Raw genomic sequence first — 23,451 nt, forward strand, 5'->3', positions numbered from 1 at the left:
GCGGTCAGCCGTCGCGCCGGTGGCCCACGGCGTCGCCCCGGCGCACGTCGGCCGCCGAGGCGAAGCGCCCCGGCGTGGTCCCGAGCACGCGACGGAAGTGCCGGGTGAGGTGGGACTGGTCGTGGAAGCCCGCCGCGACGGCGACGTAGGCGGGGCCCACGCCGTCGAGCAGGAGCCAGCGGGCGAGGTCGACCCGACGGCTCGTCAGGTAGCGGTGCGGCGCGAGGCCGTAGGTCGTCGAGAACGACCGCGAGAGGTGCGCCGGGTGCGCGCCGAGCACCCTGCCCGCCTCGGCGAGCGTCACGCCCTGGACGAGGTCGCTCTCGAGCAGGTCGCGCAGACGACGCGCCAAGGAGGCGTCGCGCACGGGAGGCGCCCCCTCCGACCCAGCCCCCACCTGTCCGGCCAGGGCGAGGAGGGCCGCCTCGGCCGCGAGCTCCTCTCCCGTCGCGGCCAGGGCGCGGTGCACCCGGCGCGTCCCGGCCAGCAGATCGGCCCGGCCGGGACGGTCGACCGTGGCGCCGGTGAGCACCTCGGGAGCCCAGGACGCGTCGAGGTACGCGACGCGCTTGCGGAAGCCCGTGGCGCCCGGGGCCGCGCGACCGTCGTGGGCGACACCGGGCGGCAGCAGGGTCGCCGACGTCGCGTCGGCGATCCGTCGACGACCGCCGAGGTCGTAGACGACGGCCCCCTCGTCGACGAGCATGAGGGCCCAGTCGGCATGGGAGTGCGCCGGGTAGGCGTGGTCGGTCATCCGGGCGTGCAGCACCTCGCGCACCCCGGGCACCGAGGGGTGCCAGGCGCGCAACGAGACCGTGTCCGTCATGCGAGGAACGTACAAGACGAGGGACCCGGCGTCATCCGATGATCGAGGCATGACCGATGAGCCCGTCCGATTCCCGACCCGCGTCGCCCTGGTGCTGCGCGACGACCTCGAGCCCTGGCAGGTGGCTAACGTCGCCGCGTTCCTCGCGAGCGGCGTCGCCGCCGACCCGGCGCTGGCCGGCGAGCCCTACGTCGACGCCGACGGCACGACCTACGCCGCCCTGCTCGGCCAGCCGGTCGTCGTGCTGCAGGGCGATCGCGACGTGCTGCGGGGCGTCCGTTCGCGAGCCGTCGCGCGCGAGCTCCTCACCGCCGTCTTCGACGCCGGCATGTTCGCCACCGGCCACGACGCGGCGAACCGCGAGGTCGTCGCCAGCGCGCCGGGCGACGAGCTCGACCTCGTGGGCGTCGCGGTCCACGGGCCCAAGAACCAGGTCGACCGCGTCGTCAAGGGCGTCGGTCGCCACCGCTGACGCGAGGGCGTGGGAGGCCACGGGACGCAGGCGCGCCGCACCCCCGTGACCCCCGCCTCCTCGTCTCTTCTGCAGGTCGTCCACGGCCCAGGACCAGTCGTCGTCGCCGTTCGTGGGCGAGGACCGGACCCGCGGCACGATGCGTCCGACCGGACGCCGCGTCGTGCCCCCCAGAGCTGTTCCGCGGGACCGACCCCGTTGATCCCCTTCATAGGGGCGCCCATTAAGTTCAGCCCGAGACCCACCGGGAGGACGACAGTGGACGACGAGCACCGACAGCCCCATGATCCGCGAGACGACGACCCCTCGGGTCGTCGCGTCCACTGGGTGCCGCTCGCCGGCGCCGTGGCCATCGCGGTGGTCGGCATCGGCGGGCTCGCGCTCTTCGACGCCGTGTAGTCCGCCGACCTGGTCGGCCTCCTGGTTCAGCCCTGCGTCGGCGCCCAGACCCGGTCCGGGCCGGCCGCCTCCGCGATCAACCGGCTGAGCCGGCCGAGATCGTGGGCCTGCCGCGGCGAGAGGGCGTCGAAGACGATCCTGCGGACGAGCTCTTCGTGACCCGGCGCGGCCGCCTGGACCCGGTCGTGTCCGGCCGCCGTGAGGACCCCGAGCGTCGTCCGACCGTCATCGGCGTCGGCGACCCGGGTGACGAGACAGTCCTTCTCCAGCCGCGTGACGGCTCGCGACAGGCGCGAGAGGGTGCAGCTGGCGTAGCCGGCAAGCGTCTTGAGCTTCAGCGTGCGGCCGGGTGCGGTGTCGAGGGCGTAGAGCAGGCCGTACTCGAAGTGCGTGAGGCCGGCGTCGCGCTGCAGCTGCGCGTCGAGTGCTGCGGGGAGGCGCTCCAGCACGGTGGCGAGCGCCGACCACGTGGCCGTCTCGTCGTCGCTCAGCGTCATGGCTCGATGCTATCCCATGACTTGCCTGAGCAACTGATTCCCCCTATCGTCGGTTGCTCGAGCAAGCAAATGGAGCCGTCGGCTCCGGGACGGACGCACCATGGACCTGCACCTGCACGACACGAGGGCATTCGTGAGCGGCTCGACCGCCGGCATCGGCTACGCGATCGCCGCCGCCCTCGCCGCCGAGGGGGCCTCGGTGGTCCTCAACGGCCGGACCGAGGAACGAGTGCAGGAGGCGGTGGCGAGGCTGCGTGCAGACCGGCCCGGCGCGATCGTCACGGGCATCGCTGCCGACTTCGCGGACCGCGCCTCCGTCACCGCCCTGGTCGACGAGCTCGGCGACGTCGACGTGCTCGTCAACAACGTCGGCACGTTCGAGCTCGCCCCGTTCGAGAGCATCGACGACGCGACGTGGCAGCGGTTCTTCGAGGTGAACGTCATGAGCGGCGTGCGCCTCTCCCGAGCCCTGCTCCCCGGGATGCTCGACCGTGGGCGAGGCAGGGTGCTGTTCGTGAGCAGCGAGTCCGGCGTCTCCGTGCCGGCCGACATGGTCCACTACGGCGCGACCAAGGCCGCGATGATCGCCCTGTCCAACGGCCTCGCGAAGACGACGCGCGGCACGGCCGTCACCGTCAACGCCGTCCTCGGAGGCCCGACCTGGTCGGACGGGGTCGCCGCCTCGGTGTCCGCCATCGCAGCGGCACAGGGCGCCCCGGTCGACGCCGTCCGCGATGCCGTCATCGGCCGGAACACCACGACGCTGCTCGAGCGCTTCCTCGAGCCCGACGAGATCGCCTCGCTCTGCGCCTACCTCGCCAGTCCCCTGGCCTCCGCCACGAACGGCGCAGCGCTGCGAGCCGACGGAGGCGTCCTGACGACGACCCTCTAGCGCCCCGTCACCGCTCCGGCGTCGTCAGCCGTGGACCACGCAGACCGGTCCCCCGCATCAGCCCTCGGGGTGCAGGCCCGCGTCGGCGGGACCGGTCCGCCACGCGGTGAACAGCACGGTGAGGCCCTCTCGCGACGGCGCGCAGCACATCGGGCCCGCGGCCACCGTCGCCGCGGGGTCGAGCGGCGCCACCCGGACCAGGCGCCACGGCTCGTCGTCGACCCGGGCACGCACCGTCAGGGCGTCGCCGGAGCGGCTGGCGCGCATCGTGACGAGCCGGCCGCGCCACTCCGGGACGGGCGACAGCGACCAGTCGGACATGCCGCGGGTGACCACGGCGCCCAGGCTGTCCTCCCCGTCGCTGCGCTCGACCCCGGCCTTGGTCCAGGTGGCGTCGTCGACCTTGACGAAGACGCCCGCCTGGTCGAACTGCGCCGTGAAGTCGAGACGGAACGACACCTCCACCGCGGTGTCCTGCGCGAGCGGGGCGAGGAGCGCGTGCTCGGTGTCGTGGACGAAGCCGTACGACGTCGTGCGCCAGGCGTCGCTGCCCTCGACGGCGGTGACGCGCATGCCGTCGTCGGCGACGTTCACGTGGGCGGGCGCGGTCGTCCAAGTGCCGGAGCTCCAGTCGATGTCGTTCATGTGTACGAGCGTACGCTCGGACACATGACCACCGACCACTTCGCCGGAGACGACCGCAGCAACCGAGAGAGGATGCTCGCCGGTGACCCGTACATCGCCGACGACCCCGAGAGCGCTCGCCTGGCCCAGCGGGCCGTGCGGCTCGCCGACGCCTACCACCGCGCCGCCGTCGAGGACGAGGCCGCGGCCCGCCCGCTGCTCGACGAGCTGCTCGGGTCGCTCGGCCCGGACGCCTTCGTCAAGCCGCCCCTGTACGTCGACTACGGGGAGAACATCCGCATCGGCGCCCGCACGTTCGTCAACTACGGCCTCACCGCCCTCGACGTCGCCGCGATCACCATCGGCGACGACTGCCAGATCGGCCCGAACGTGCAGCTGCTCACCCCGACGCACCCGGTCGAGCCGGGTCCGCGCCGGGACAAGCTCGAGGCCGCCCGGCCGATCACCATCGGCGACAACGTCTGGCTCGGCGGCGGCGTGATCGTCTGCCCCGGCGTCTCCATCGGCGACGACAGCGTCGTCGGGGCCGGCTCGGTCGTGACCCGGGACGTCCCGGCCGGCGTGGTCGCCGTCGGCAACCCCGCGAGGGTCGTGCGCGACGTCTCGGCGAGACCGTGACGACCTCCGTCGCCGGGCGGACGCCGCGCCGCAACGACCCCCACCGGCGCGAGCGCATCGTCGAGGCGTGCCTCGACGTCATCTCCGACGTCGGGGTCGCGGGGACCACCCATCGCCGCGTCGCGTCCGCGGCAGACGTCCCCCTCGGCTCGATGACCTACCACTTCGACGGCATGGACGACCTGCTCCGTGCGGCGTTCACCCTGTTCGCCGACCGCGTCGCAGCACGGATGGAACACCGGCTGCGAGACGCCGCCACCGCCGAGGAGGCCCAGGCAGCGGTGGTGGCCGCCGTCCTGCACGACGTGGTCGGCACGCACGGCGACCTCGTGCTCACCCACGAGCTCTACACGCTCGCGGCCCGCCGCCCCGAGTACCGCACGATCACCCGGACCTGGATGGCTCGGAGCCGGGCAGCCCTCGAGCAGCACGTCGACCCCGCCACCGCCCGCATGCTCGACGCCCTCGTCGAGGGGCTCACGATCCACCGCGCCCTCGACCCCGACCCGCCCGGCGAGGCCTTCGTCGTCGAGGCCGTGGGGCGGGTGCTCGGCCAGGACCACGAACCTGAGCGGTAGCGCGGGGCAGGCTGCCGGCGCCTCTCTCGTAGTCTTGATCTCGACCGGTCCGGGCATCACCTTCGCGGAGGGGCTGCCGGCCCCGTTCGTTCCCGTGCAGAGAGGACTCCATGGCCTTCGGTCTGACCCTGGTCATCGTCGGTGCCCTCGGCGTCGTCGGCGGCATCTGGCTCGCCCTGGACAAGCGCGCGGCGAGCATCGTCGGCGGCGTCGTCATCGCCCTGCTCTCCCTCGCCCCGGTCCTCGTCGGGGCGGCCTTCCTCGCCTGGGACACGTCCCGCTGACGGTCCGCGCGCAGGAGGACCGGCTCACCCGACGCCCCGCCTCGTAGGACTCTCAGAGGAGTCGAACGTCGGGGATCGAGGGCGCCACTCCATGGTGCGCATGACACGATCGCGAGATGAGCCGTCTACGTCGCGCGAGCCTCGCCTCCTCGATGCTGTGCATGCTCGTCCTCGCGGCCGGTCTCGTCTACGCGGCCACCGCCTCCCCGCCGACGTTCACCTCCGGAGTCCTGTTCCTCGGAGCGGCAGGCGCTCTCGTCCTCGTCGCTCTCGTGCTGCTGTGCCTCGATCTCGTCGTCGTTCGGACGCGCGGGCGGAGGTGATGGGTCAGCTGGGCGCCGGGGGCATCCGTTCAACGAGCAACCGGTCGACGCCCGGTCGACGACTGGAACCGGACCAGGTAGCCGTCCGGGTCCTGGACGAGGAACTGCTGCACACCGGCCTCCTCATCCCCGATGCGGTACCACTTCGTCTCCGGCGGCAGGAACAGCTCCACGCCGGCGTCGGCCAACACGACCGCCAGGGCGGCGCTGTCGGGAACGGCGATCTGGAAGTTCACTCCTCGCCCCCAGGGGCGCTCGAGAGGACCGGTGACCCAGTTCCGACCGACGCCGACCTGCTCGAGCATGAGGTGCGCCGAGCCGAGGACCACGTACGCGAACCGCTCGTCCGGCCGTGACCAGGCGACGGTGAAGCCGCACAGTTCACACCAGAATGCGAGGCTCCGATCGAGATCGGCGACGAGCAGCTCGGGGACGAGCGCGGGCTCCAGGGCATCGTTCACACGCTCATCGTCGCACCCACGTGGCGCTCGGGGACCTAGCATCAGTCGATGGAGGAGGCGGCGGGGTCACGGATCAGCGAGCGGCGGCACGGGGCCGAGGTGGCCGCCTTCTGGTCGCTCACGGTGCTGGGCGCGGCGGTCATGTGCGCCGCGTGGACGTGGCTGGGCCTGGCCTCGACGGAACAGGTGACGGAGTCGGCCAAGGCGCCTCCGGGTGACACCTCGACCGAGGGACTGTTCGTGATGATCGGCGTCGTGCCGCTCGTGCTCGCCCACCTGCTCGGGCTCGTCATCCTGCGGGCCGTGGCGCCGCGCGGGCGCGACGCGCCAGGCGCGCGATGGGCCGTGGCAGCCGCGGCGGTCCTCGCCACATCGGCGATCGGCCTTGCCGTTGCGCTGTCCGTCAGCGGTGGGCTCCTCCTCACCCCCGGCGGCGGCTACACGCCGTAGGGGACCACAGCGCCGAGCCCACTCCGGCGCCCGGTCGGCGATCAGGCACGGCGACGGGCACCGCTGCCTCCTTCAGGGACCGCGCCTCCGTCGGCGCGCTCGAGGTCGCCCTGTCCCAGAGCGTCGACGACGCGACCGGCCAGCGAGGCACTTGCCTGCTAACGTTTCTGTGTTAGCGCCCAATGGGCGACCCCGACACAGAGGAGCAACCATGTCCGTCCAGAAGCCGACGTCGCTGCAGATCGCCGACCTCGCGACACAGATCGGCTACACCGACATCGCCGAGGCTCCCGAGGAGTACACCGCGATGATCTCCGGCATGGTCGGCGTCCTCGACGCCCTCGACGCCATCCCGGAGCCCGAGGTCCTCGTCAGCCGCGACGCCGTCGACTACACGGTCCCCACCGCCGAGGAAGACCCGCACCACGCATGGGAAGTCCGTACGTCGATCCCGGGCGCAGACTCAGGTCTGCTCTCCGGAGTCCGACTGGGCGTGAAGGACAGCATCCTGGTCGCAGGTGTGCCCATGCGCAACGGTTCCCAGGAGCTCGCGTCCTTCGTGCCGAACGAGGACGCGACCGTCGTGACCCGTGCCCTCGACGCCGGCGCCGAGGTCGTCGGCAAGACCACGAACGAGTACTTCTGCATGTCCGGCGGAAGCCACACCGCCGCGACGGGCGTCGTGCACAACCCCCACCGCATGGGGCACTCCTCGGGCGGCTCCTCGAGCGGGAGCGCCGTCGCCCTCGTGACCGGCGACGCGGACATGGCCTTCGGCGCCGACCAGGCCGGCTCGATCCGCATGCCCGCCTCCTGGTCCGGGGTCGTGGGCCTCAAGCCCACGTACGGCCTGGTTCCCTACACCGGCATCGCCACCCTCGACGGCTACTTCGACCACGTCGGCCCGATGACCCGCACCGTCGCCGACAACGCCCGGCTCCTCACCGTCATCGCAGGCTCCGACGGCATCGACTTCCGTCAGAAGGACATCGTCGTCGGCGACTACCTGAGCCGCATCGACGACGGCGTCGAGGGCCTGAAGATCGGAGTCCTCAGCGAGGGCTTCGGCACCGAGAACGCCGAGGCCGAGGTCGACGAGACGGTCCGCGACACCGTCGAGGCCCTCCGCCAGCAGGGCGCGATCGTCGAGGAGGTCTCCATCCCGCTGCACTCGCTCGGAGGCGCGCTGTGGACCGCGATCGCGATCGAGGGCATGGCCGAGACGGTGCTCCGCAACCAGGGCCTCGGCTTCGGCCGCCCCGACCACTACCCGGTCGACATGATGCAGCACCTGTTCGACCACAAGGGCGACGCCGATGCGCACCCCGCCAACGTGCGCCTGTTCACCCTTGTCGGGAAGTACGTCGACCAGCAGGCCGGCCGACTCCACTACGCCAAGGCCGTCAACCGCGCCCGCACCCTCCGCGCCGCCTACGACGCGGAGCTCGCGCGCTTCGACGTGCTGGTCACCCCGACCACCCCGCAGACCGCCCGCCCGCTCCCCGACCCGGACCACGGCGCCGGTGCAGCGATCGGCGCCTCGATCGAGATGTCGACGAACACGACCCCGTTCAACATCACGCACCACCCCGCGATCAGCGTCCCGTGCGGCACCGTCGGCGGGCTGCCGGTTGGCATCCAGCTGATCGCGAAGCACTTCGACGAGGCGACCCTGTTCCAGGTCGGGCAGGCGATCGAGAACCTCTGACGCCTCTGAGCCGGTGGGATCATGGTCTGCAGCCACGATCCCGCCGGCTCTGCTGTCCCCCGACACGAAAGGCACGCGTTGACTCGCTCTGAGGAGATGCGCATCCGCATCCTCGACACGGCGCACGACCTCCTGAACGCCGAAGGTCGCGACGCTGTGACCACGCGCGCGTTGACGTCGGCCCTCCACATCCAGGCGCCCACGATCTACCGGATCTTCGGCGACAAGCAAGGACTCCTCGACCAGGTCGCGCTCCACGGTTTCTCCGCACACCTCGCGACCTGGACCGGGTGGACGCCCGGCGCCGATCCCGTCGATTCCCTCCGTCAAGGGTGGGACATGCACATCGACTGGGGGCTGCTCCACCCGCAGGTGTACTCGATCGCCTACGGCCAGCCACGCACGGGCACCTCGTCCCCGGCCGCCGACGCGATCGACGCGATCCTCAGGACCCAGATCGAGGTCGCCGCGAAGGACGGCCTGCTGACGGTCCCCGTCTCCGACGCCGTCAGCATGATGCGCGCGACCGGGGTGGGAGTGGTGTTCACGCTCCTCGCGATGCCTGACGACTCCCGCGACATGACGTTGTCCACGCGAGCTCGCGAAGCGACGATGGCCGCGATCTTCACCGAGCCGGTCGATCGCGGGGACCGGGACGGCGCCGCGATGCAGCTCAGGCACCAGCTCGAGGACACCACCGCGCTCACGCAGAACGAACGCGCGCTCTTCGGCGACTGGCTCGACCGCCTCGCGAAGTGAGCAGCTAGCGAGAGACGGCTCCCCTGGGCGTCGGCGGCCGAGCCCCCACCCGACGACGGACGAGCCAGCGTGGTCGCCGTCGTCGATCAGCTACCGGGTCGAGGGCAAGCCGACCCGATCGCGGGATCCTGAGGGGCGTCGGCCACGTCGCGCCGGCGACCCGAAGCTGTGCTCCGTGGCCGCAGCCACGAGGCCGCCGACGATGGCGGCACCGATGGTGTAGACGGCCTCGCCAGGTGTCGTCGCGAGTGTCGACAGCGCGTGTGCGGGCATCCACGCCAGGCCACCCGAGACGACGCTCCCCACGGCGCCGACCGCCAGTACGCGTGTCGGGTGTCTCGCACGCCGCACGAGGTGATGGGTCGAGAGCGCGACTGCCGCGGTGAGCGTGCCGATCAGGAAACCGAACACCAGACCGCGGACCCCGAAGTCGACCACGAAGATGAGCCACAGGAAAGCCGCCGTCGACCCCGAACCGAGACTGAGGCTGCCGTGCCAGGCGAGCAGGAGGTAGCCCACGTCGATCCCGATGTAGAGCGGAACGCCCAGCAGCCCGCCGGCGACCATTCCTCTGAGGATGAAGTAGCTCGCTGCCGACCGGGGCCGGCGAGCGCCGTCGGCCTGAGGACCAGCGTCCATCAGCACTCCTCGCCCTCCGCTCGCGGCGACGCCATCACGCCGGGCGCCTCGTCGAACAGCACGATAGACGGTCGAGGGGACGATGCCCAGACCCCTGTCCGGGACGTGGCCTACAGGCCGGTGGCCTCCCGAGAGGGCAGTCGGGAGCCGACCTCGACGGAGGATCGCCCGACGGGTGACCCTCGATCGAGGAGGCGTTCGCTGAGGGCCCAGAGTCGGCGGGGGTCATCAGGGTCGAGCATCGCCGAGTTGGCCTCTGCGGGGATGCTGTCGGCGGTCACCAGGCGCACCTCGTCGTCGATGGGCGCGACGTCGCGGTAGCGCTCGGCTTGGGGCATCGCCACGATGATCCACATCGTTTACCGAGTCCGCAGGCCTAAGCGCTCTGCGTGAGGTTCTCGCATGTTCTCGAGACGAGTGACCACCCCAGTAGCAACGCGATGTCGACCGTCCAGGAGTGTGACCTGACCGCCTGTAGCGACGTGCAGCGGGGCGTCTACACCCGAGACGAAAAAGAGATCGACGGCACCTGAAGCCCCCTGCCCGGACGCCCAGACACAGCGTGCGGACCCGAGCAGAACACCTTCAGGCGTAGCTTTTCCAGATTGAAAGTCGGGGGGACCTGAGCCAAACCAGACCATGGGTCTGTAGGTGATGTCTGCTGGGACGGGGTCGCGTCCCCCTTCGGATCGCGGCAGCCATCGGATGTCGGCCCGGACGCGAAAGGCCGGCAAGTCTGTCCGTGGTCGCATGAGCCGAATCTAGGCCAAGAGTGTCACCAAGATGGAGCGGATCGACGCGGAGCTCGCAGTCGCGAGAAGCAATCTGGACTATCTCCTCTGCGGACACGGAGTCATGCCAGGGTGAAGCGTCCCGTCCCGGGTCGGCGGTTCACGGCCGTCGGCCTCCCAACACTGTGGCCACGTTTCGTCGTCATGGAGGTTCGCAATGCGGACCGCTGACCGATCCCCCACCGGGCATCCCCCGCCGACGGGCCCACCTTCCCGCCGAGCAAGTCCGGCAGGCCCCTCGGCGCCCTTACATCTCACTTGCAGCGGAGAAGGAGTCTCGGTCAGACTGCGATGCGACCGCCGTCGACGGGCAGGACAGCGCCGTGCACGAACGAGGCCGCGTCCGTGGCGAGGAACACGATCGCCTCGGCGACCTCGGCTGCCGTGCCGGGGCGTCCGGCCGGGCCGGCCGCTGCAAGCTGGTCGAGGGCCTCACCCATCGCGGCCGTCCCCTCGGTGCGGGTCGGACCAGGGCTCACTGCGTTCACGCGCACCCCCGACGGACCGAACTCCGCAGCCCACGACTTCGTCAAGAGCACCAGAGCGGCCTTGCTGGCCCCGTAGATGCCCATGCCAGCCGCCCCGAACTCCGCGACCATCGTCGTCACGTTCACCACGGCCCCCTCACCTCGCTCTGCCATCGCCGGAGCGAGGGCGGCGACGAGGAAATAGGGCGCCTTCACGTTGATGCCGACGACGTCGTCGAAGCCCTGCTCGGTCGTCTCGGCAGTCGGTCCGAACGGGAAGATGCCGGCGCTGTTGACGAGCACGTCCACGCGGCCCCCGCCGAGCTCCGTCGCGCGGGCTGCGAGCTCACGAGCCCCAGCCTCGTCACGCAGGTCGGCGGCGACGAAGTCCGCGCTCCCCCCGGCTTCGCGGATGCCCTGCACGACAGCGTCTCCGCGCTCGGCGTCCCGTCCGGAGACGACGACATGGTGGCCTCGCGCTGCGAGCTGCTCAGCCGTGGCCCGGCCGATCCCGCTGGTGGCTCCGGTGACGAGGGCGATCTTCTGGTCAGTGGTCATGACGACATCCTTATCTGAACAGTTCTGTTCGGGTTTGTGTCGTTGACTGTACAGAGCTGTTCAGTAAGAATGCAAGTGTGACCACAGCACCTGCTCCCCAGACCCGCAAACGACCCGCGAGGCAGCGGGCCGTCGCGTCGGCGGATCGCCTCTTCTACGAGAGGGGCGTCCACGCGGTCGGAGTCGACCAGATCACGGAGGACGCCGGCATCTCGAAGGCGTCTTTGTACACGCACTTCCGCACCAAGGACGACCTCGTCGTGAACTACCTCGTCGGGCGGAGCGACGCCTGGCAGGAGCACGTCGAGGCCGAGTTGCCGAAGCGCGCCACCACACCGGGCGACAGGGCTGTCGCCGTCTTCGACCTCCTCGGGGAGTGGTTCGACGAGCCCGGCTACCGCGGATGCCCGTTCATCAACGTCGAGGCCGAGTTCGGCCACGACCACCCCTCGCACGATGTGACCCTCGCGCACCGCACCTGGGTGCGCGAGCTCTTCACCTCACTTCTCCGTGAGGCCGACGTCGACGAACCAGAACTCGGCGCACTCGAGCTGTGCCTGCTGTACGACGGAGCGATGGCTTGTGCGCAAGCCGATCCCAGCCGCCCCTGGGCACAAGCCGCCGGCCGAACAGCTCGACGCATCGTTGCCCGGCCAGGAACACCGGCCAGCAAGTAGCCGAAGCCACGATCAGAGAGCCGTGCGCTCGCGTTCCCGCTAGGGCGTCGACTACTGGACCCACCCCCGACTTAGCGCGTGATGGTGGCGAATGCTTCGTTGAGGAGCTGCCCAACGGGTGTTGCGCCGTCGCGGCGCGACAGCGCCGCGTGGACGAAGGCCTGGTCGCTTCGTCGTGTGACCCAGCCAAGGGTGTCCGACAGAGGATCGGTCACCGAACGACGACGGAGGCTAGCCACTCCCCCGCAGCTACGGGCCGCCGGCTGTCTCGATAAGTCATTCCGAAAGTGATCTCGGCGACCAATGGGCTACTGAGGCACGTCCCGCGCGCCGGACGTCGCCAGGAACGTGGCCATCCGATCCAGTGCGTCGCTGATGACCGGTCGGTCGCGCCCGGCGATGAAGTCGTGGTCAGCGCCGGGGTACTCGTTGTACTCGACGCGCGTACCCGCGGCTCGGAGCGTGGCGGCGAGTGCTGCGCCTTCCGGGGCGAGGGTGTCGTTCGAGCCGGTGAGGATCAGCGTCGGCGGCAGCACCCTGGCCAGGGTGTCATCGAACAGGGGCGACGCCAGGGGCTCGCGACGACGAGCGACGTCCGGGAAGTACGCCCACCCGACGAAGCGCTGCACGAACGGACTGATCGCTGGGCGCCGAATGCTCGAGGTCCGATCCGTTCGAGTGACGTCGATGACGGGGACGACGAGGGCGAGGGCTTGAGGGCCGGGTAGGCCGGCCCTGCGCAGTTGCTGACACACGTTGATCGCCAGCTTCGCTCCCGCGCTGACCCCGGACAGCGCGAGGGCAGCACCGTCCCAGTTCTGGTCGTCCGCGTTCTGTACCCACCGGGCGACGTCGAGCATCTGCTCCTCCGCAACCGGGTACTGCACCCGGGGTGCTGTGTCGTAGTCGGGCAAAACGACCGTCAGGCCGGACTCCACGGCGAGGTGACGGGCGATGTGGAGATCCTGCTCCGGGTAGCGGTTCACGAACCCGCCGCCGTGCATGTGCATCACCACTGGTGCACTCGACGCTCTGGGCCCCGGGCGTTGCACGAGGACTCGCACCGTGCCATGCCGTGTGGGAACGTACTCCGTCGTCGGATTCGGAAGGCGCTCGACGCCGGTGGTCAGACCGGTAGGCGCCTTGGCCTTGATGCGGGAACCGAGCTGCGCGAGTGACCAGAACAGCGGCTGGAAGGTGCGAACGACCACGCCTCACCGTAGCGATCAACCGTGAACACCAGCCTGCGACCTCGTCGCAAACACCGGCAGGTCACCGCGCTCGGATCGCACCGGCGACAAAGGGGAACAGGTCAATCAAGACGTCTCGACAGCACGACGACGACGGACCGACTGCGCCGACCGACGACTCCTGCGCGACTGCACGCCTCAGGATGCCTCGGTAGGTCAGTCCAAGACGCATCTCGGTGAGGGACGCCCTTCCGGGCCTTGCCTCGACGTCAGCGATCATCTCCCGTGAGGACGTCGACGGAGATACTGGCAATCGCTGCGTCGGCGATACGGTTCCGGGTGGCCGGGTCGACCCCGGCTTTCGCGAGTGCTTCCAGACCACGGTGCGTCGTCAGGATGAGGCCACCCAGGGCCACCGCGTCCGCCTCCAGATCGACGAGTCCGGCGCGCTGCGCCTGTTCCACGAGCTGCCGGCAGCTGTCGAGCAGGGTGTCGTACGCGGCTCGAGAACGAGCGGCGATGTCTTCATCCTCGGAGGCGAGTTCAGCGGTCCCCTTCGCAAGGAGGCAGCCGTGACCACTCGTGATCTCCGGTGAGTGCAACCAGGCCCGCAAACGGAGGAGCGCTTCATCCTCCGGACCGTCGATGCGGGCGGCGGCCATCGCGTCAGACCCTGCGCAGTAGTCGTCGAACACGCGCTGAAACAGGGTGTGCTTGTCGCCGAACGCCCCGTACAAGCTGCCCTTGCTCAAACCGGTGGCCTGCGACAGGTCATCCACGGAAGTTCCGTGGTAGCCGGTCTCCGTGAACTGCTGACGGGCGGCGTCGAGCACGTCGCTCTCGTCGAACTTCCTCGGCCTTGCCATGGATCAATCATACACCGTTCTGGACAAACGGTCCAGAACAGGTATTGTGGACCGCATGTTCAGAACTAGTACAGCCCCAGACCCTTCCGAATTTGCCCGAAAGCGCGTCGTCGTCACCGGCGGCTCCCGCGGCATCGGAGCAGCCATCGTCCAGCGCTTCCTCGACGGCGGCGCGAGCGTCGTGACTACCGCGCGAACCGCCACCGACGAGAGCCCGGCGGGTGCGACCTTCATCCAGGGTGACGTCAGCAGCAACGACGGCGTCCAGGCTTTCGCCACGGCCGCCCTCGACTCCCTCGGCGGTGTCGACGTCATCATCAACAACGCTGGCGCAGCCCGCGCTCACCTCGGCGGAATCGGGTCCATCCCGGACGAGGAATGGATCGATGCCCTCAACCTCAACTACCTCTCCGCCGTCCGCCTCACCGGCGCTCTCTTGCCCGCCCTCCGCGCTGCCGGCGCCGGCAGCGCGGTCGTCAACATCTCTTCCGGTGCCGCAGTCACCCCGCAGGGCCCGATGGCGCACTACGGTGCCGCGAAGGCCGCCCTCGCCGCCTACGGCAAGGCGCTCGCCTCCGAACTCGCCCCAGCCGGCATCCGGGTCACCACCGTCACTCCCGGCAACGTCCTCACCCCGGGCGCCGACGCTCTCCGTCAGACGATCGCCGACGCGATGGGGGTGCCCCTCGAAGCGACGACCGCGGGCGTTCCCCTCGGCCGCCCCGGCGATCCGCGCGATGTCGCCGAAGCGGTGGCGTACCTGGCCTCCGACCGCGCCCAATGGGTCACCGGCGCGAACCTCGTCGTCGACGGCGGCGAACTCCCCACCTTCTGACACGTCCGGACCCTCACCGGTCCGACGACCTCCCGGCCGGAGGTGCAGGGCTCGACCCGCACCTCCGGCCTCCCTCCGCACGAGAACTTCGGGGCACCGCCCCGCGAAAGGCATCCGATGAACACCACCTCCACCACCGGCCGCCTCGCCGGTCGACGCGCCCTGGTCACCGGTGCATCCCGCGGCATCGGCGCGGCCATCGCCCGAGCCCTCGCTGCCGACGGCGCGTCCATCGTCATCACCTACTGGTCCTCTGCCGATGCCGCCGACGAGCTCGTCCGGGGCATCCGCAACGCCGGCGGCCAGGCCGAAGCGATCCGCGCAGACGCTGGCGATGCCGCAGACGCCGTCCGCAGCGTCCAGCGCGCAGTGGAGATCTTGGGCGGCCTCGACATCGTCGTCCCGAACGCTGCCACCGCATGGAACGAAGCCTTCGAAGACGCCAGCGCCGAGCACATCGAGAAGACCCTCGACCTCAACCTCCGCGGGCCCGCGTACACCGTCCAGGAAGCGCTCCGACACATCAGCGACGAGGGCCGCATCATCCTGATCAGCTCGCTCAGCGCGCAGATCAGTCCGTTCCCCGGCCAGACGGTCTACGGAATGAGCAAGGCCGCGCTCACCGCCCTCGGCCGGGGCCTCGCCCGAGACTTGGGCGCCACCGGCAGCAAGGTCACCGTGAATGTGATCCAGCCCGGCCCGATCGACACCGACGGCAACCCCGCCTCGAGCGACTTCGCACCCGTCATGTCCGCCCTCACCACCCTCGGCCGGTACGGCACACCCAACGAGGTCGGCAACCTCGTCGCCTGGCTCGCCTCCGAGCAGTCCTCCTACATCACCGGCAGCGTCATCAACATCGACGGAGGTGTCACCGCCTAGACAGGACGGGGTTTCACTCCCCGACGGCCAGCCTGATGACCGATCATCTGTTCGGACTCCTGCTCCGGCGGCGAGGACCCCATACATGCACGGAGGTCGAGCGCCGTGTCCCGGGGGTGCGTGAACGACTCGTCCAGACCGAGCCGGAACGGCTTTTCGTAGCGGTTCAGGCGAGCGATGCCGCGGCGCTGCGCAGACCCTCGAGTGCCGTCAACGCGTGAGGCGCGAGCCCTGCGTCCTCGGACCCGTCGCCGTCCGACCACCGGGCGTAACCCTGCTTGAAGGCCAGCACGCCCATCTCGCTCGCGAGGTGCGCCGTCGCCTCGGGGACTCCGCGAGCCTGGAGGGCCGCGGTCATCGCCGCTGCCATGCCGACGCTCTTGAGCGCGTCCCGCTCCTGCAGCTCGCTGCTTGCCGCGACGGCTGCCTTCAAGCGGGGGCCGAGGGCGCGGTTGCGCGGCCCCATCTCGGCGGAGGCGCGCTCGAGCCCGACGGCGACGGCCTCGAGAGGGGTCGCGTCGACGGGTGCTTCGGTGATGCCGTCCGCCAAGAGCTTGCTGAGGCTCTCCTGTCCGGCGACGAGCAGCTCGCGCTTGTCGGGGAAGTGACGGAAGAACGTGCTCTTGGTGACCCCGGCCCGTTCGCTGATCTGGGCCACCGTGGTGTCGTCGTAGCCGCGCTCGACGAACAGGTCGACGGCCGCGACGACGAGCCGCTCACGCGCTCCCGGTTCCCATCTGGACATGAGGCCATCCTATGTGATGCGACAGTTGTCCCGTCAGAGGTGCTACGGTGACGGGACATGAGTCCCATCAGGGGCCGGTCGACCCAAGAGGAGCACCCCATGCACGTTTTCGTCACCGGAGGAACGGGCACCATCGGCACCCCCGTCGTCGCCGAGCTGCTGGCCAACGGCCACACCGTCGTCGGACTGGCTCGCTCGGAGGCTTCCGCGGCAGCACTGGAGAAGGCTGGCGCGACGACGATCCGGGGAGGCCTCGCTGACCTCGACGCGCTCCGCGAAGGCGCTGCGCAGGCGGACGGCGTCATCAGCCTGGCCTTCGGCAGCGACTACAGCACCGCCGATGCCTTGACGCTGAGCATCGCCGAAGAGGCGACCGCAATGAGCACCCTCGGCGAGGCCCTCGTCGGCACCGACAAGCCGTACGTCGTCGTCTCGGGCACGCCGTCGGCTGCCGGTCGGCCGTCCATCGAGTCCGACCCGCTGCCCCACGAGGGGCCGGTGGCTGGCCGGGCGCTGTCGGTCGAGGCTGCCCTGGCCCTGTCGTCACGCGGCGTCCGCTCGTCCGCCGTGCGGATGCCGCGCACCGTCCACGAGGACGGCAGGGGCGGGTTCGCCGGCCTGCTCGCGCAGGCGGCCCGTGCCGCCGGAGTCGCCGGCTATCCCGGCACCGGTACCCAGCGCTGGCCAGCCGTGCACGCCCGTGATGCCGCGGTGCTGTTCAGGCTCGCGCTCGAGAAGGCTCCGGCCGGGACCGCCTGGCACGCCGTGGCCGACGAAGGCGACGCCGTGATCGACATCGCGACGGTCGTCGGGCGTCGCCTCCGCCTGCCGGTGGAGCAGGTCCCGGACGAGACGTTCGGACCGTTCGGTCCGATCTTCGCAGCCGACCAGCCGTCGTCGAGCGCGTACACACGAGAGGCGCTCGGCTGGAAGCCGGCACACCCCAGCCTCCTCGCCGACCTGGAGAACCTCCAGCCCTAGACCCAGCGCGAGGCGCCCGGCAAGGCATCCTCTATCGGGCGCCTAGCTCCCATTGCTCGACTGTCTGACAGCCACCCCGCTAGTAGGCGGCGGCTATGGGGCCGGTGAGCGGGCTGAAGGATGGACGCGGCAGCCTCGTCCACCGCATGACGCGACGGACTCCCGTGATGACCGTGACTTCTCCGAAGTCGATTCGCCGGCGGGCGATCCTGTCTCGCTCGTCGACAACCAGCGTGGTTCGGAAGGCAGGGTCCTCGACATGCTCGAACGTCACGAGCAACAAGTGATCCCCAACCCGCTGCACGAGCACCGGAGTGAAACTCTCCCTGGCGCGCCCCCACCAGCGCAAGCACTCAGGCACGGCCATGGAGATAGCCGGCGGCAATGACCGCTCGAAAGGGAACTCGACCGGCCCATCCACGCTGTGAAGCACGCCGTCCTCGAACCACTGCTCGGAGCCGCCTTCACGCTGCAGCGACCATGAACAGGTCGCCTCGCCGAGCGTGAATGCGAACTGCCAGATGCTGCCACCACGCTCTTGATGCACGCCCCGGACTTCTATGGGCCCCCGCCACCGTGGCATCGCGAGTTCCTTGGCCAGAGCGAGCCCTTCCGCGTGCCTGAGGACTTGATCGAGTCGCATCTCACCACGCTGACACATGCAGCAGCGAGCGTGGCAGCAACCGAGTATTTCTCCCGATTCAGAAATAGTCACCCGCCCCCATCACCGATCCCCTATCGGACGCTTCTGACAGGCTCGGATGCTTCTCGCGGAGGACGACACCGGCGCACCGACCTGGTCCACTAGTCCCATGACTAACAGCACCACGCGAGCTCATTCCGTGCAGTGGCGACACTCGCTCGAGGCCGGACACCATGCGATCAACTGAGCCCGCTCGCGTCGCGTCGAAGACCATGAACGAGCCCGACGAAAGGGTCCCCCTTCGCTGGTACGAACCGGCAGCTGGCGTGGGAAGGGTCGCAGGCCCCACCCTGCTCTGGCTGCATGGCGGTGGCTTCTTCCGAGGCAGCCTGGACCAACCCGAAGCACATGACGTCGCTGGGGCGCTCGCACGGCAGGGACTCGCTGTGGCCACCGCGGGCTACCGCTTGGCGCCTCCACCCGGCTTGGGCTGGGTCAAATCACGGGCGGGACGTGCGCGAGGGCGATTCCCGCTACCACTGGACGATGTCCTCACGGCGTACCGCGAAGTAAGTGCTCGATCTCCAGAAGGGGTGATTCTCGGTGGAGCAAGTGCCGGCGCATGCCTCGCCGCCGCCGCGACCCTTCGTGCCATGGATGAGGGCCTCTGCCCGAGAGGCGCCGTCTTCGTCTACGGCTTCTTCCACCCCAAGCATCCCCGAGCGCGAGACCCCCGTCAGCGATCTCGACGCCACCGCCGAGTCACTCACGCGCCATGGGCGTTGGACGTGATGAACCGCAACTACGCCGGATCGAAAGGCTCGCTGACAGACCGCCTCGCCTTCCCTGGCGGCCATGAACTCGGCCACTTCCCGCGCACTCTCGTCGTCAACGCTGAGCACGACAACATGCGCGCATCCGGGGACCTCTTTGCCGCCGAACTCGGCGCCGCGAGAATCGACCTGGAGCACCACGTCCTCCCTGGCACGCGGCACGCATTCCTGAACAGGCCCGCCCTCGACGAATTCGCCACGGCGATCTCCATGATCCGTGCATGGAGCCACGACAGTTGAGGTGCGCCGATCTTGCCGCTGTCTCGGGCTGACCGGACCACGACGAGACCGGTCATCGATCCCCTATCGAACACTCATAGGGAGCCGTACTAGGTCCTTCCTACATCGAGCGCCCTCACTTGCAGAAGAAAGACCATCATCCTCACCGTGGCCGATGAGCCCCTGCTCATCGCGCCCAGATCGCCAGTCGGCGTGTAGGCCACTGGTCGGGTGCACCGCTGGTGGCCAGTGGCTCACCCGGAGACCGCGATGGTCCTGCGGCGCCGCTCGAGCGCGCAGATGACAAGAGCGATGACCGCGCCCAGGACCGCCCCTACGGTGTTCATGAACCAGTCGTTCGTGTCGCACCGGCGACCGAGGACGGGCGCAAGGGCCTGTACGACTTCGATGACGGCGGAGAGGGCGACCGCACCGGTGAGGACCGCGAGCGGCCGGCTCGTCGCCGTCCCGAGGAAGAGCACGAGCGGCAGCAGCATCGCGACGTTGGCGAGCGTGTCGATGCCCTGGAACGGGACGCTGAACTGCACGGTGCAGGTGACACCGCCGGGCCGAGCCCCGTCGGGCAGCAGGGTCAGGACGAGCACCGCGACGACTGCGACAGCCGAGAGGCCGAGGAGGACACGCCGGAGCCGGAGCCGGTGCAGGACCCAGGCGAGCAGGGTGGCGGCCGCGACGGCGACCCAGAAGCCGATGCGGACGAGGGGCGCGTGTTCGACGAGGAACGTGGAGATCACCGGGGGCCGTCGCTTTCTCGGTCGAGGCGCGTGAGCCAGACGTTCATGAGCGCGGACTCCTCGGGGAGGAGGGCGCCAGGCCCGCCCTCGGCGAGCTGCGCACGGAGCTGCCGCCGGGCGGCTGTGGCGGCGTCGAACGACGCCGGCGGGGAACCCGCGACGAGGACGGCACCGAGGACGGCGTCGCGGAGCGCGTCGGCGACCGCATTCGCCTGTGGCGCGGTACGCACGGTCGTCATCTCGTCGAGGGCGAGCCCGACGTTGGCCGCCAAGATCATCCCCGATGCGACGTCGATCTCGAGACGGAGTAGCCCCGCGGCCGCGCACCGAGAGAGCGTCCGCTCGAGCAGCGCCCTCACACCGTCCGCTGCGCGACCGCCCGCCCAGGGTCGCGGCGCGAACATCAGGCGATAGAGGGCGGGGTTCTCCCTCGCGAAATCGAGGTGATCACCCCAGCCGCGGCGCAGGTCCGCCGCCGGGTCGTCGGTGGCCTCGAGCTCGGCCTTGCGGGCGGCGTAGCGCTGCAGGCCCGTCTCGGCCAGGGCGTCGAGTAGTCCCCGCTTGTCGCCGAACACCCGATACAGCACCGGCTGGGTCACACCGACGGCCTCACAGACCGCTCGCGTGGCGATCTCGCCGTCGGACGCGGCGACCAGTTGTTCCTCGGCCGCCGCGAGCAGCGCGCTCCGGAGGTCGTCGTCGGATCGGGTCATGCCCCCAGCCTAGAGCACTTGCTATCGCTTGTCGTATCTGTGATAGTTCTTGCGTATCGACGAAACCGTCAACCAATAGCAACGAAAGGCACATCATGAGCACCGATCCCCAGCGCGTCGCCGTCGTCACGGGTGGCTCCCGCGGCATCGGCCGCGCCATCTCTACCCGACTCTCCCGCGACGGGTTCACCGTCGTCGTCGCATCAGCCAGCGGGGGCGCCGCGGCCGCCGCGACCATCGACGAGATCGAGAGCGTCGGCGGCCATGCCGTCGCCATGCAGGCCGACGTCGCCGACGAGCACGCCGTGGCGGCGATCTTCGACAGGGTCGCGAACGACTTCGGGGGCGTCGACGTCGTGGTGCACTCGGCCGGACGCCTCGGCTTGTCGACCATCGCCGAGCAGGACCTCGACGCCCTCGACGACCTGCACAGGACGAACGTCCGCGGCACCTTCGTCGTCGCACAGCAGGCAGCACGTCGACTGCGCTCCGGGGGTGCCTTCGTCGGCATGTCGACCTCCGTCGTCGGAACGCAGTTCCCCACCTACGGCGCCTACGTCGCGAGCAAGAGCGCGGTCGAGGGAATGGCGCTGATCCTCGCGAAGGAGCTCCGTGGCCGGGACGTCACGGTGAACGTGGTCGCTCCGGGCCCGACCGCGACGGAGCTGTTCCTCGACGGCAAGACGCAGGAGCAGATCGACGCCCTGGCCAAGGTCCCGCCGCTCGAGCGCCTCGGCACCCCGGAGGACATCGCCGGCGTGGTGGCGTTCCTCGCCGGGCCGGACGGGCGCTGGGTGAACGGCCAGACCATCCGTGTCAACGGTGGCATGGTCTGATGACAGGGCCACTGGTCATCCTCGTCACCGGTGCCTCCACAGGATTCGGTCGACTCACGGCAGAGTCGCTGGCACGCGCGGGCCACGTCGTCGCGGCGGGCATGCGCGCCGCCCACGGGAGGAACGCGGCTCATCGCGACGCCCTGGCCGACCTCGCCTCTCGTGAGGGGCTGACGCTCGGCGCCGTCGAGCTCGACGTCCAGTCGCAGGAATCCGTGGACGCTGCGGTCGACACCGTCATCAGGGCGTACGGCCGCATCGACGTCGTCGTGCAGAACGCCGGCCACATGGCCTTCGGCGCCGCCGAGGCTTTCACGCCGGAACAGTTCGCGCATCTGTACGACGTCAACGTGGTCGGCGGCCACCGGGTAGCCCGCGCCGTCTTGCCGCACATGCGCTCCCAGCGCTCTGGCTTCGTCGTGTGGGTGGGCAGCTCCTCGACCCGCGGCGGGCACCCTCCGTTCCTCGCTCCGTACTTCGCCGCCAAGGCCGGCATGGACGCTCTCGCCGAGAGCTACGCGGCCGAGACGATCCGCTTCGGCATCGACGGCTCGATCGTCGTCCCCGGAGCGTTCACCTCGGGCACGAACCACTTCACCAACGCCTCCACCCCGGCGGACGAGGCGCGGGTGACCGACCACGACGCCGAGTACGGTGCGCTCCGCCGCGAGCTGACCGATCGCCTCGCCGCGATCGTGCCGCCCGAGGCCGACGTGCAGGACGTCGCCGACGAGATCGTGCGCCTGGTCGGCCTGCCCCGGGGGACGCGCCCGTTCCGGTCACACGTCGACCCGTCCCGCGACGGCAGCGAAGTCGTGTCCGCGGTCGCCGACCGCGTCCGTGCCGAGTTCTACCGCCGCGTCGGCATCGAGGACCTTTTGCCCTCGAACGCCGCCCTCTGACCCCCGGAACGTCCGGGCCACCACCGAAAGGAACCACCATGCCCTTCGCCAACCTCAAGGTCCCCGCGGACACCCTCACCGCCGAGTCCAAGAAGAAGCTGCAGGACGCCGTCACGGACGCCATCGTCGACGTCTACGGAGAACGAGCACGCCCGACGACCCTCGTCATCCTCGACGAGGTCGCCGACGGCGGCTGGATGCTCGGCGGCACCATCCTCGACGAAGCGATGCTCGGCCGCGTCTAGTACCGCATGTCACAGGATGAGGGGCCCGGGCGACCGGGCCCCTCATCGCGATCGCGGCACCGGGCCTGCCGCGACTCGAGCGCGCGGGTCCCGGTTCACCCGTCGGGGGCAGTGACCGGCCCCTGGGCGGCTGTGCCGAGCTGCTGTTCGATCTGCGGCAGGAGCGCCCGCACCGCCGCGACGACGACTTCGTCCACGCGATCCTCGGGGAGCCGGCCGGTGGCCGTCAACGCACTGATGCCTTCCGTCGTCGCCGCGACCAGGAACGGCATCGGACCCATCGACTCCGGACTGCGCTCTCCGAGCAACTCTGCGCCCAGTGCGAAGAAGCGCTCGGCCGAAGACTGCGCCCCGGGGTCGCGCGCTGCATCCGTACCGTCGTCGGTCGACGCGAACATCAGCTGCATCAGGGGGCCGTTGCGCTGCGCGAAGCGAGCATGAGCGCGGATGTACTCCGTGAGCCGGCGCTCGAGGGTGCCCATCTGCCGCGCAGCCTCGAGATAGCGATGCAGCTCGTCGAAGCCGTCCGCGGCGATCGCGGCGAGGACGGCATCTCGGTCACGGAAGTGACGGAGCGGCGCACCATGGCTGACGCCGACGCGGCGCGCGAGCTCCCGCACCGTCACCGCCTGTTGCCCCTCCTCGATCAGGAGCGCGCGCCCTTCTCGCACCAGCTCCTCACGCAGCGATCCATGGTGATAGGAGCGTGCCTGCTGTGCCATCCCGTCAGTGTAGACGTTGACAACAATGTGGCCACTGTCT

General features: G+C 70.1%; 32 protein-coding genes. 18 read left to right on the plus strand and 14 right to left on the minus strand.

The window, feature by feature from the left end; genetic code table 11:
• Nucleotides 1–4 precede the first annotated feature (4 nt).
• Complete coding sequence (locus FHR78_RS05370) at nucleotides 5–826, minus strand: AraC family transcriptional regulator (protein WP_166759405.1); 822 nt, start codon at nucleotides 824–826, stop codon at nucleotides 5–7.
• A gap of 49 nt (nucleotides 827–875) precedes the next feature.
• Here FHR78_RS05370 and FHR78_RS05375 point away from each other — a divergent pair, with 49 nt between their 5' ends.
• Nucleotides 876–1,298, plus strand: coding sequence for a DUF2000 domain-containing protein (locus FHR78_RS05375; RefSeq protein ID WP_166759406.1), 423 nt, complete (start codon nucleotides 876–878; stop codon nucleotides 1,296–1,298).
• A gap of 258 nt (nucleotides 1,299–1,556) precedes the next feature.
• The gene (locus FHR78_RS05380; protein ID WP_166759407.1) at nucleotides 1,557–1,697 is read left to right on the plus strand and encodes a hypothetical protein; all 141 of its coding nucleotides are present in this window, start codon (nucleotides 1,557–1,559) and stop codon (nucleotides 1,695–1,697) included.
• A gap of 26 nt (nucleotides 1,698–1,723) precedes the next feature.
• Here the strand turns inward: FHR78_RS05380 and FHR78_RS05385 are convergent, their stop codons facing one another.
• Complete coding sequence (locus FHR78_RS05385; protein WP_166759408.1) at nucleotides 1,724–2,194, minus strand: MarR family winged helix-turn-helix transcriptional regulator; 471 nt, start codon at nucleotides 2,192–2,194, stop codon at nucleotides 1,724–1,726.
• 133 nt (nucleotides 2,195–2,327) lie between these two features.
• Between FHR78_RS05385 and FHR78_RS05390 the strand changes: the two genes are divergently transcribed.
• A complete protein-coding gene (locus FHR78_RS05390; RefSeq protein WP_347878061.1) occupies nucleotides 2,328–3,086 on the plus strand; it encodes an SDR family NAD(P)-dependent oxidoreductase in 759 nt (252 codons plus the stop codon).
• A 57-nt stretch (nucleotides 3,087–3,143) separates the two neighbouring features.
• Here FHR78_RS05390 and FHR78_RS05395 read toward each other — a convergent pair whose 3' ends face one another.
• A complete protein-coding gene (locus tag FHR78_RS05395; protein ID WP_166759410.1) occupies nucleotides 3,144–3,731 on the minus strand; it encodes a DUF1349 domain-containing protein in 588 nt (195 codons plus the stop codon).
• Nucleotides 3,732–3,755: 24 nt separating this feature from the next.
• Between FHR78_RS05395 and FHR78_RS05400 the strand changes: the two genes are divergently transcribed.
• From FHR78_RS05400 to FHR78_RS05415, 4 genes are all read left to right on the plus strand, one after another.
• The gene (locus FHR78_RS05400) at nucleotides 3,756–4,349 is read left to right on the plus strand and encodes a sugar O-acetyltransferase (protein WP_166759411.1); all 594 of its coding nucleotides are present in this window, start codon (nucleotides 3,756–3,758) and stop codon (nucleotides 4,347–4,349) included.
• On the plus strand, nucleotides 4,346–4,927 hold the full coding sequence (locus FHR78_RS05405; RefSeq protein ID WP_166759412.1) for a TetR family transcriptional regulator: 582 nt from the start codon (nucleotides 4,346–4,348) through the stop codon (nucleotides 4,925–4,927). Before FHR78_RS05400 ends, FHR78_RS05405 begins: the two co-directional genes overlap by 4 nt.
• A gap of 110 nt (nucleotides 4,928–5,037) precedes the next feature.
• A complete protein-coding gene (locus tag FHR78_RS05410) occupies nucleotides 5,038–5,211 on the plus strand; it encodes a hypothetical protein (RefSeq protein ID WP_166759413.1) in 174 nt (57 codons plus the stop codon).
• 116 nt (nucleotides 5,212–5,327) lie between these two features.
• On the plus strand, nucleotides 5,328–5,534 hold the full coding sequence (locus tag FHR78_RS05415) for a hypothetical protein (RefSeq protein ID WP_166759414.1): 207 nt from the start codon (nucleotides 5,328–5,330) through the stop codon (nucleotides 5,532–5,534).
• Nucleotides 5,535–5,563: 29 nt separating this feature from the next.
• Here FHR78_RS05415 and FHR78_RS05420 read toward each other — a convergent pair whose 3' ends face one another.
• The gene (locus FHR78_RS05420; RefSeq protein ID WP_208392759.1) at nucleotides 5,564–5,995 is read right to left on the minus strand and encodes a VOC family protein; all 432 of its coding nucleotides are present in this window, start codon (nucleotides 5,993–5,995) and stop codon (nucleotides 5,564–5,566) included.
• Between the two features lie 48 nt (nucleotides 5,996–6,043).
• Between FHR78_RS05420 and FHR78_RS05425 the strand changes: the two genes are divergently transcribed.
• From FHR78_RS05425 to FHR78_RS05435, 3 genes are all read left to right on the plus strand, one after another.
• On the plus strand, nucleotides 6,044–6,445 hold the full coding sequence (locus FHR78_RS05425; RefSeq protein ID WP_166759416.1) for a hypothetical protein: 402 nt from the start codon (nucleotides 6,044–6,046) through the stop codon (nucleotides 6,443–6,445).
• A gap of 211 nt (nucleotides 6,446–6,656) precedes the next feature.
• The gene (locus FHR78_RS05430) at nucleotides 6,657–8,153 is read left to right on the plus strand and encodes an amidase (protein WP_166759417.1); all 1,497 of its coding nucleotides are present in this window, start codon (nucleotides 6,657–6,659) and stop codon (nucleotides 8,151–8,153) included.
• 96 nt (nucleotides 8,154–8,249) lie between these two features.
• Nucleotides 8,250–8,912, plus strand: coding sequence for a TetR/AcrR family transcriptional regulator (locus FHR78_RS05435; RefSeq protein WP_166759418.1), 663 nt, complete (start codon nucleotides 8,250–8,252; stop codon nucleotides 8,910–8,912).
• Nucleotides 8,913–9,002: 90 nt separating this feature from the next.
• Here the strand turns inward: FHR78_RS05435 and FHR78_RS05440 are convergent, their stop codons facing one another.
• The 3 genes from FHR78_RS05440 to FHR78_RS05450 form a co-directional block, all read right to left on the minus strand.
• Nucleotides 9,003–9,551: a hypothetical protein gene (locus tag FHR78_RS05440; RefSeq protein ID WP_166759419.1), complete on the minus strand. Its 549-nt coding sequence runs from the start codon at nucleotides 9,549–9,551 to the stop codon at nucleotides 9,003–9,005.
• A gap of 110 nt (nucleotides 9,552–9,661) precedes the next feature.
• Nucleotides 9,662–9,889 (minus strand): hypothetical protein, encoded by a 228-nt coding sequence (locus FHR78_RS14825; RefSeq protein ID WP_208392760.1) that lies wholly within the window; start codon nucleotides 9,887–9,889, stop codon nucleotides 9,662–9,664.
• A 734-nt stretch (nucleotides 9,890–10,623) separates the two neighbouring features.
• Complete coding sequence (locus tag FHR78_RS05450) at nucleotides 10,624–11,367, minus strand: SDR family NAD(P)-dependent oxidoreductase (RefSeq protein WP_166759420.1); 744 nt, start codon at nucleotides 11,365–11,367, stop codon at nucleotides 10,624–10,626.
• A 77-nt stretch (nucleotides 11,368–11,444) separates the two neighbouring features.
• On the opposite strand from FHR78_RS05450, the gene FHR78_RS05455 reads away from it, so the two are divergent.
• On the plus strand, nucleotides 11,445–12,044 hold the full coding sequence (locus FHR78_RS05455) for a TetR family transcriptional regulator (RefSeq protein WP_166759421.1): 600 nt from the start codon (nucleotides 11,445–11,447) through the stop codon (nucleotides 12,042–12,044).
• 308 nt (nucleotides 12,045–12,352) lie between these two features.
• On the opposite strand, the gene FHR78_RS05460 is transcribed toward FHR78_RS05455, so the two are convergent.
• Nucleotides 12,353–13,255 carry an alpha/beta hydrolase fold domain-containing protein gene (locus FHR78_RS05460; protein ID WP_166759422.1) on the minus strand — a complete coding sequence of 301 codons (903 nt, stop codon included), beginning with the start codon at nucleotides 13,253–13,255 and terminating at the stop codon, nucleotides 12,353–12,355.
• Between the two features lie 248 nt (nucleotides 13,256–13,503).
• A complete protein-coding gene (locus tag FHR78_RS05465; RefSeq protein WP_166759423.1) occupies nucleotides 13,504–14,100 on the minus strand; it encodes a TetR/AcrR family transcriptional regulator in 597 nt (198 codons plus the stop codon).
• A gap of 55 nt (nucleotides 14,101–14,155) precedes the next feature.
• Between FHR78_RS05465 and FHR78_RS05470 the strand changes: the two genes are divergently transcribed.
• A complete protein-coding gene (locus FHR78_RS05470) occupies nucleotides 14,156–14,935 on the plus strand; it encodes an oxidoreductase (protein WP_166759735.1) in 780 nt (259 codons plus the stop codon).
• 117 nt (nucleotides 14,936–15,052) lie between these two features.
• The gene (locus tag FHR78_RS05475) at nucleotides 15,053–15,817 is read left to right on the plus strand and encodes an SDR family NAD(P)-dependent oxidoreductase (RefSeq protein WP_166759424.1); all 765 of its coding nucleotides are present in this window, start codon (nucleotides 15,053–15,055) and stop codon (nucleotides 15,815–15,817) included.
• 166 nt (nucleotides 15,818–15,983) lie between these two features.
• Here FHR78_RS05475 and FHR78_RS05480 read toward each other — a convergent pair whose 3' ends face one another.
• Nucleotides 15,984–16,562: a TetR/AcrR family transcriptional regulator gene (locus FHR78_RS05480; protein ID WP_166759425.1), complete on the minus strand. Its 579-nt coding sequence runs from the start codon at nucleotides 16,560–16,562 to the stop codon at nucleotides 15,984–15,986.
• Between the two features lie 99 nt (nucleotides 16,563–16,661).
• On the opposite strand from FHR78_RS05480, the gene FHR78_RS05485 reads away from it, so the two are divergent.
• Nucleotides 16,662–17,543, plus strand: a complete 882-nt coding sequence (locus FHR78_RS05485; protein WP_166759426.1) for an NAD-dependent epimerase/dehydratase family protein — start codon at nucleotides 16,662–16,664, stop codon at nucleotides 17,541–17,543.
• Nucleotides 17,544–17,622: 79 nt separating this feature from the next.
• Here the strand turns inward: FHR78_RS05485 and FHR78_RS05490 are convergent, their stop codons facing one another.
• On the minus strand, nucleotides 17,623–18,090 hold the full coding sequence (locus tag FHR78_RS05490; protein ID WP_166759427.1) for a hypothetical protein: 468 nt from the start codon (nucleotides 18,088–18,090) through the stop codon (nucleotides 17,623–17,625).
• Nucleotides 18,091–18,458: 368 nt separating this feature from the next.
• On the opposite strand from FHR78_RS05490, the gene FHR78_RS05495 reads away from it, so the two are divergent.
• Entirely contained in the window at nucleotides 18,459–19,259 is an 801-nt protein-coding gene (locus tag FHR78_RS05495; RefSeq protein ID WP_166759428.1) for an alpha/beta hydrolase, read from the plus strand.
• 233 nt (nucleotides 19,260–19,492) lie between these two features.
• Here FHR78_RS05495 and FHR78_RS15065 read toward each other — a convergent pair whose 3' ends face one another.
• Both FHR78_RS15065 and FHR78_RS05505 read right to left on the minus strand, forming a co-directional pair.
• Entirely contained in the window at nucleotides 19,493–19,993 is a 501-nt protein-coding gene (locus tag FHR78_RS15065) for a VanZ family protein (RefSeq protein ID WP_166759429.1), read from the minus strand.
• The gene (locus FHR78_RS05505; protein ID WP_166759430.1) at nucleotides 19,990–20,706 is read right to left on the minus strand and encodes a TetR/AcrR family transcriptional regulator; all 717 of its coding nucleotides are present in this window, start codon (nucleotides 20,704–20,706) and stop codon (nucleotides 19,990–19,992) included. The genes FHR78_RS15065 and FHR78_RS05505 overlap by 4 nt, the downstream gene beginning before the upstream one ends.
• Nucleotides 20,707–20,801: 95 nt before the next feature.
• Between FHR78_RS05505 and FHR78_RS05510 the strand changes: the two genes are divergently transcribed.
• The 3 genes from FHR78_RS05510 to FHR78_RS05520 are packed head-to-tail and all read left to right on the plus strand — an operon-like array spanning nucleotide 20,802 to nucleotide 22,689.
• Nucleotides 20,802–21,542 carry an SDR family oxidoreductase gene (locus FHR78_RS05510; RefSeq protein WP_166759431.1) on the plus strand — a complete coding sequence of 247 codons (741 nt, stop codon included), beginning with the start codon at nucleotides 20,802–20,804 and terminating at the stop codon, nucleotides 21,540–21,542.
• Complete coding sequence (locus FHR78_RS05515; RefSeq protein ID WP_166759432.1) at nucleotides 21,542–22,444, plus strand: SDR family oxidoreductase; 903 nt, start codon at nucleotides 21,542–21,544, stop codon at nucleotides 22,442–22,444. Before FHR78_RS05510 ends, FHR78_RS05515 begins: the two co-directional genes overlap by 1 nt.
• Before the next feature lie 38 nt (nucleotides 22,445–22,482).
• Nucleotides 22,483–22,689: a tautomerase family protein gene (locus tag FHR78_RS05520; RefSeq protein WP_166759433.1), complete on the plus strand. Its 207-nt coding sequence runs from the start codon at nucleotides 22,483–22,485 to the stop codon at nucleotides 22,687–22,689.
• Between the two features lie 95 nt (nucleotides 22,690–22,784).
• Here the strand turns inward: FHR78_RS05520 and FHR78_RS05525 are convergent, their stop codons facing one another.
• Complete coding sequence (locus FHR78_RS05525; protein ID WP_166759434.1) at nucleotides 22,785–23,411, minus strand: TetR/AcrR family transcriptional regulator; 627 nt, start codon at nucleotides 23,409–23,411, stop codon at nucleotides 22,785–22,787.
• Between the last annotated feature and the right edge of the window lie 40 nt (nucleotides 23,412–23,451).

Origin of the sequence: Frigoribacterium faeni (assembly GCF_011761235.1) — a bacterium.
GTDB lineage: Bacteria > Actinomycetota > Actinomycetes > Actinomycetales > Microbacteriaceae > Frigoribacterium > Frigoribacterium faeni_A.

Coding starts and splice junctions, on each gene's coding strand:
- FHR78_RS05370 (WP_166759405.1), bottom strand. CDS start 826: ATGACGGACACGGTCTCGTTGCGCGCCTGGCACCCCTCGGTGCCCGGG.
- FHR78_RS05375 (WP_166759406.1), top strand. CDS start 876: ATGACCGATGAGCCCGTCCGATTCCCGACCCGCGTCGCCCTGGTGCTG.
- FHR78_RS05385 (WP_166759408.1), bottom strand. CDS start 2,194: ATGACGCTGAGCGACGACGAGACGGCCACGTGGTCGGCGCTCGCCACC.
- FHR78_RS05395 (WP_166759410.1), bottom strand. CDS start 3,731: ATGAACGACATCGACTGGAGCTCCGGCACTTGGACGACCGCGCCCGCC.
- FHR78_RS05400 (WP_166759411.1), top strand. CDS start 3,756: ATGACCACCGACCACTTCGCCGGAGACGACCGCAGCAACCGAGAGAGG.
- FHR78_RS05410 (WP_166759413.1), top strand. CDS start 5,038: ATGGCCTTCGGTCTGACCCTGGTCATCGTCGGTGCCCTCGGCGTCGTC.
- FHR78_RS05415 (WP_166759414.1), top strand. CDS start 5,328: ATGAGCCGTCTACGTCGCGCGAGCCTCGCCTCCTCGATGCTGTGCATG.
- FHR78_RS05425 (WP_166759416.1), top strand. CDS start 6,044: ATGGAGGAGGCGGCGGGGTCACGGATCAGCGAGCGGCGGCACGGGGCC.
- FHR78_RS05430 (WP_166759417.1), top strand. CDS start 6,657: ATGTCCGTCCAGAAGCCGACGTCGCTGCAGATCGCCGACCTCGCGACA.
- FHR78_RS05435 (WP_166759418.1), top strand. CDS start 8,250: ATGCGCATCCGCATCCTCGACACGGCGCACGACCTCCTGAACGCCGAA.
- FHR78_RS05440 (WP_166759419.1), bottom strand. CDS start 9,551: ATGGACGCTGGTCCTCAGGCCGACGGCGCTCGCCGGCCCCGGTCGGCA.
- FHR78_RS14825 (WP_208392760.1), bottom strand. CDS start 9,889: ATGCCCCAAGCCGAGCGCTACCGCGACGTCGCGCCCATCGACGACGAG.
- FHR78_RS05450 (WP_166759420.1), bottom strand. CDS start 11,367: ATGACCACTGACCAGAAGATCGCCCTCGTCACCGGAGCCACCAGCGGG.
- FHR78_RS05465 (WP_166759423.1), bottom strand. CDS start 14,100: ATGGCAAGGCCGAGGAAGTTCGACGAGAGCGACGTGCTCGACGCCGCC.
- FHR78_RS05470 (WP_166759735.1), top strand. CDS start 14,156: ATGTTCAGAACTAGTACAGCCCCAGACCCTTCCGAATTTGCCCGAAAG.
- FHR78_RS05475 (WP_166759424.1), top strand. CDS start 15,053: ATGAACACCACCTCCACCACCGGCCGCCTCGCCGGTCGACGCGCCCTG.
- FHR78_RS05480 (WP_166759425.1), bottom strand. CDS start 16,562: ATGTCCAGATGGGAACCGGGAGCGCGTGAGCGGCTCGTCGTCGCGGCC.
- FHR78_RS05485 (WP_166759426.1), top strand. CDS start 16,662: ATGCACGTTTTCGTCACCGGAGGAACGGGCACCATCGGCACCCCCGTC.
- FHR78_RS05495 (WP_166759428.1), top strand. CDS start 18,459: ATGAACGAGCCCGACGAAAGGGTCCCCCTTCGCTGGTACGAACCGGCA.
- FHR78_RS05505 (WP_166759430.1), bottom strand. CDS start 20,706: ATGACCCGATCCGACGACGACCTCCGGAGCGCGCTGCTCGCGGCGGCC.
- FHR78_RS05510 (WP_166759431.1), top strand. CDS start 20,802: ATGAGCACCGATCCCCAGCGCGTCGCCGTCGTCACGGGTGGCTCCCGC.
- FHR78_RS05515 (WP_166759432.1), top strand. CDS start 21,542: ATGACAGGGCCACTGGTCATCCTCGTCACCGGTGCCTCCACAGGATTC.
- FHR78_RS05520 (WP_166759433.1), top strand. CDS start 22,483: ATGCCCTTCGCCAACCTCAAGGTCCCCGCGGACACCCTCACCGCCGAG.
- FHR78_RS05525 (WP_166759434.1), bottom strand. CDS start 23,411: ATGGCACAGCAGGCACGCTCCTATCACCATGGATCGCTGCGTGAGGAG.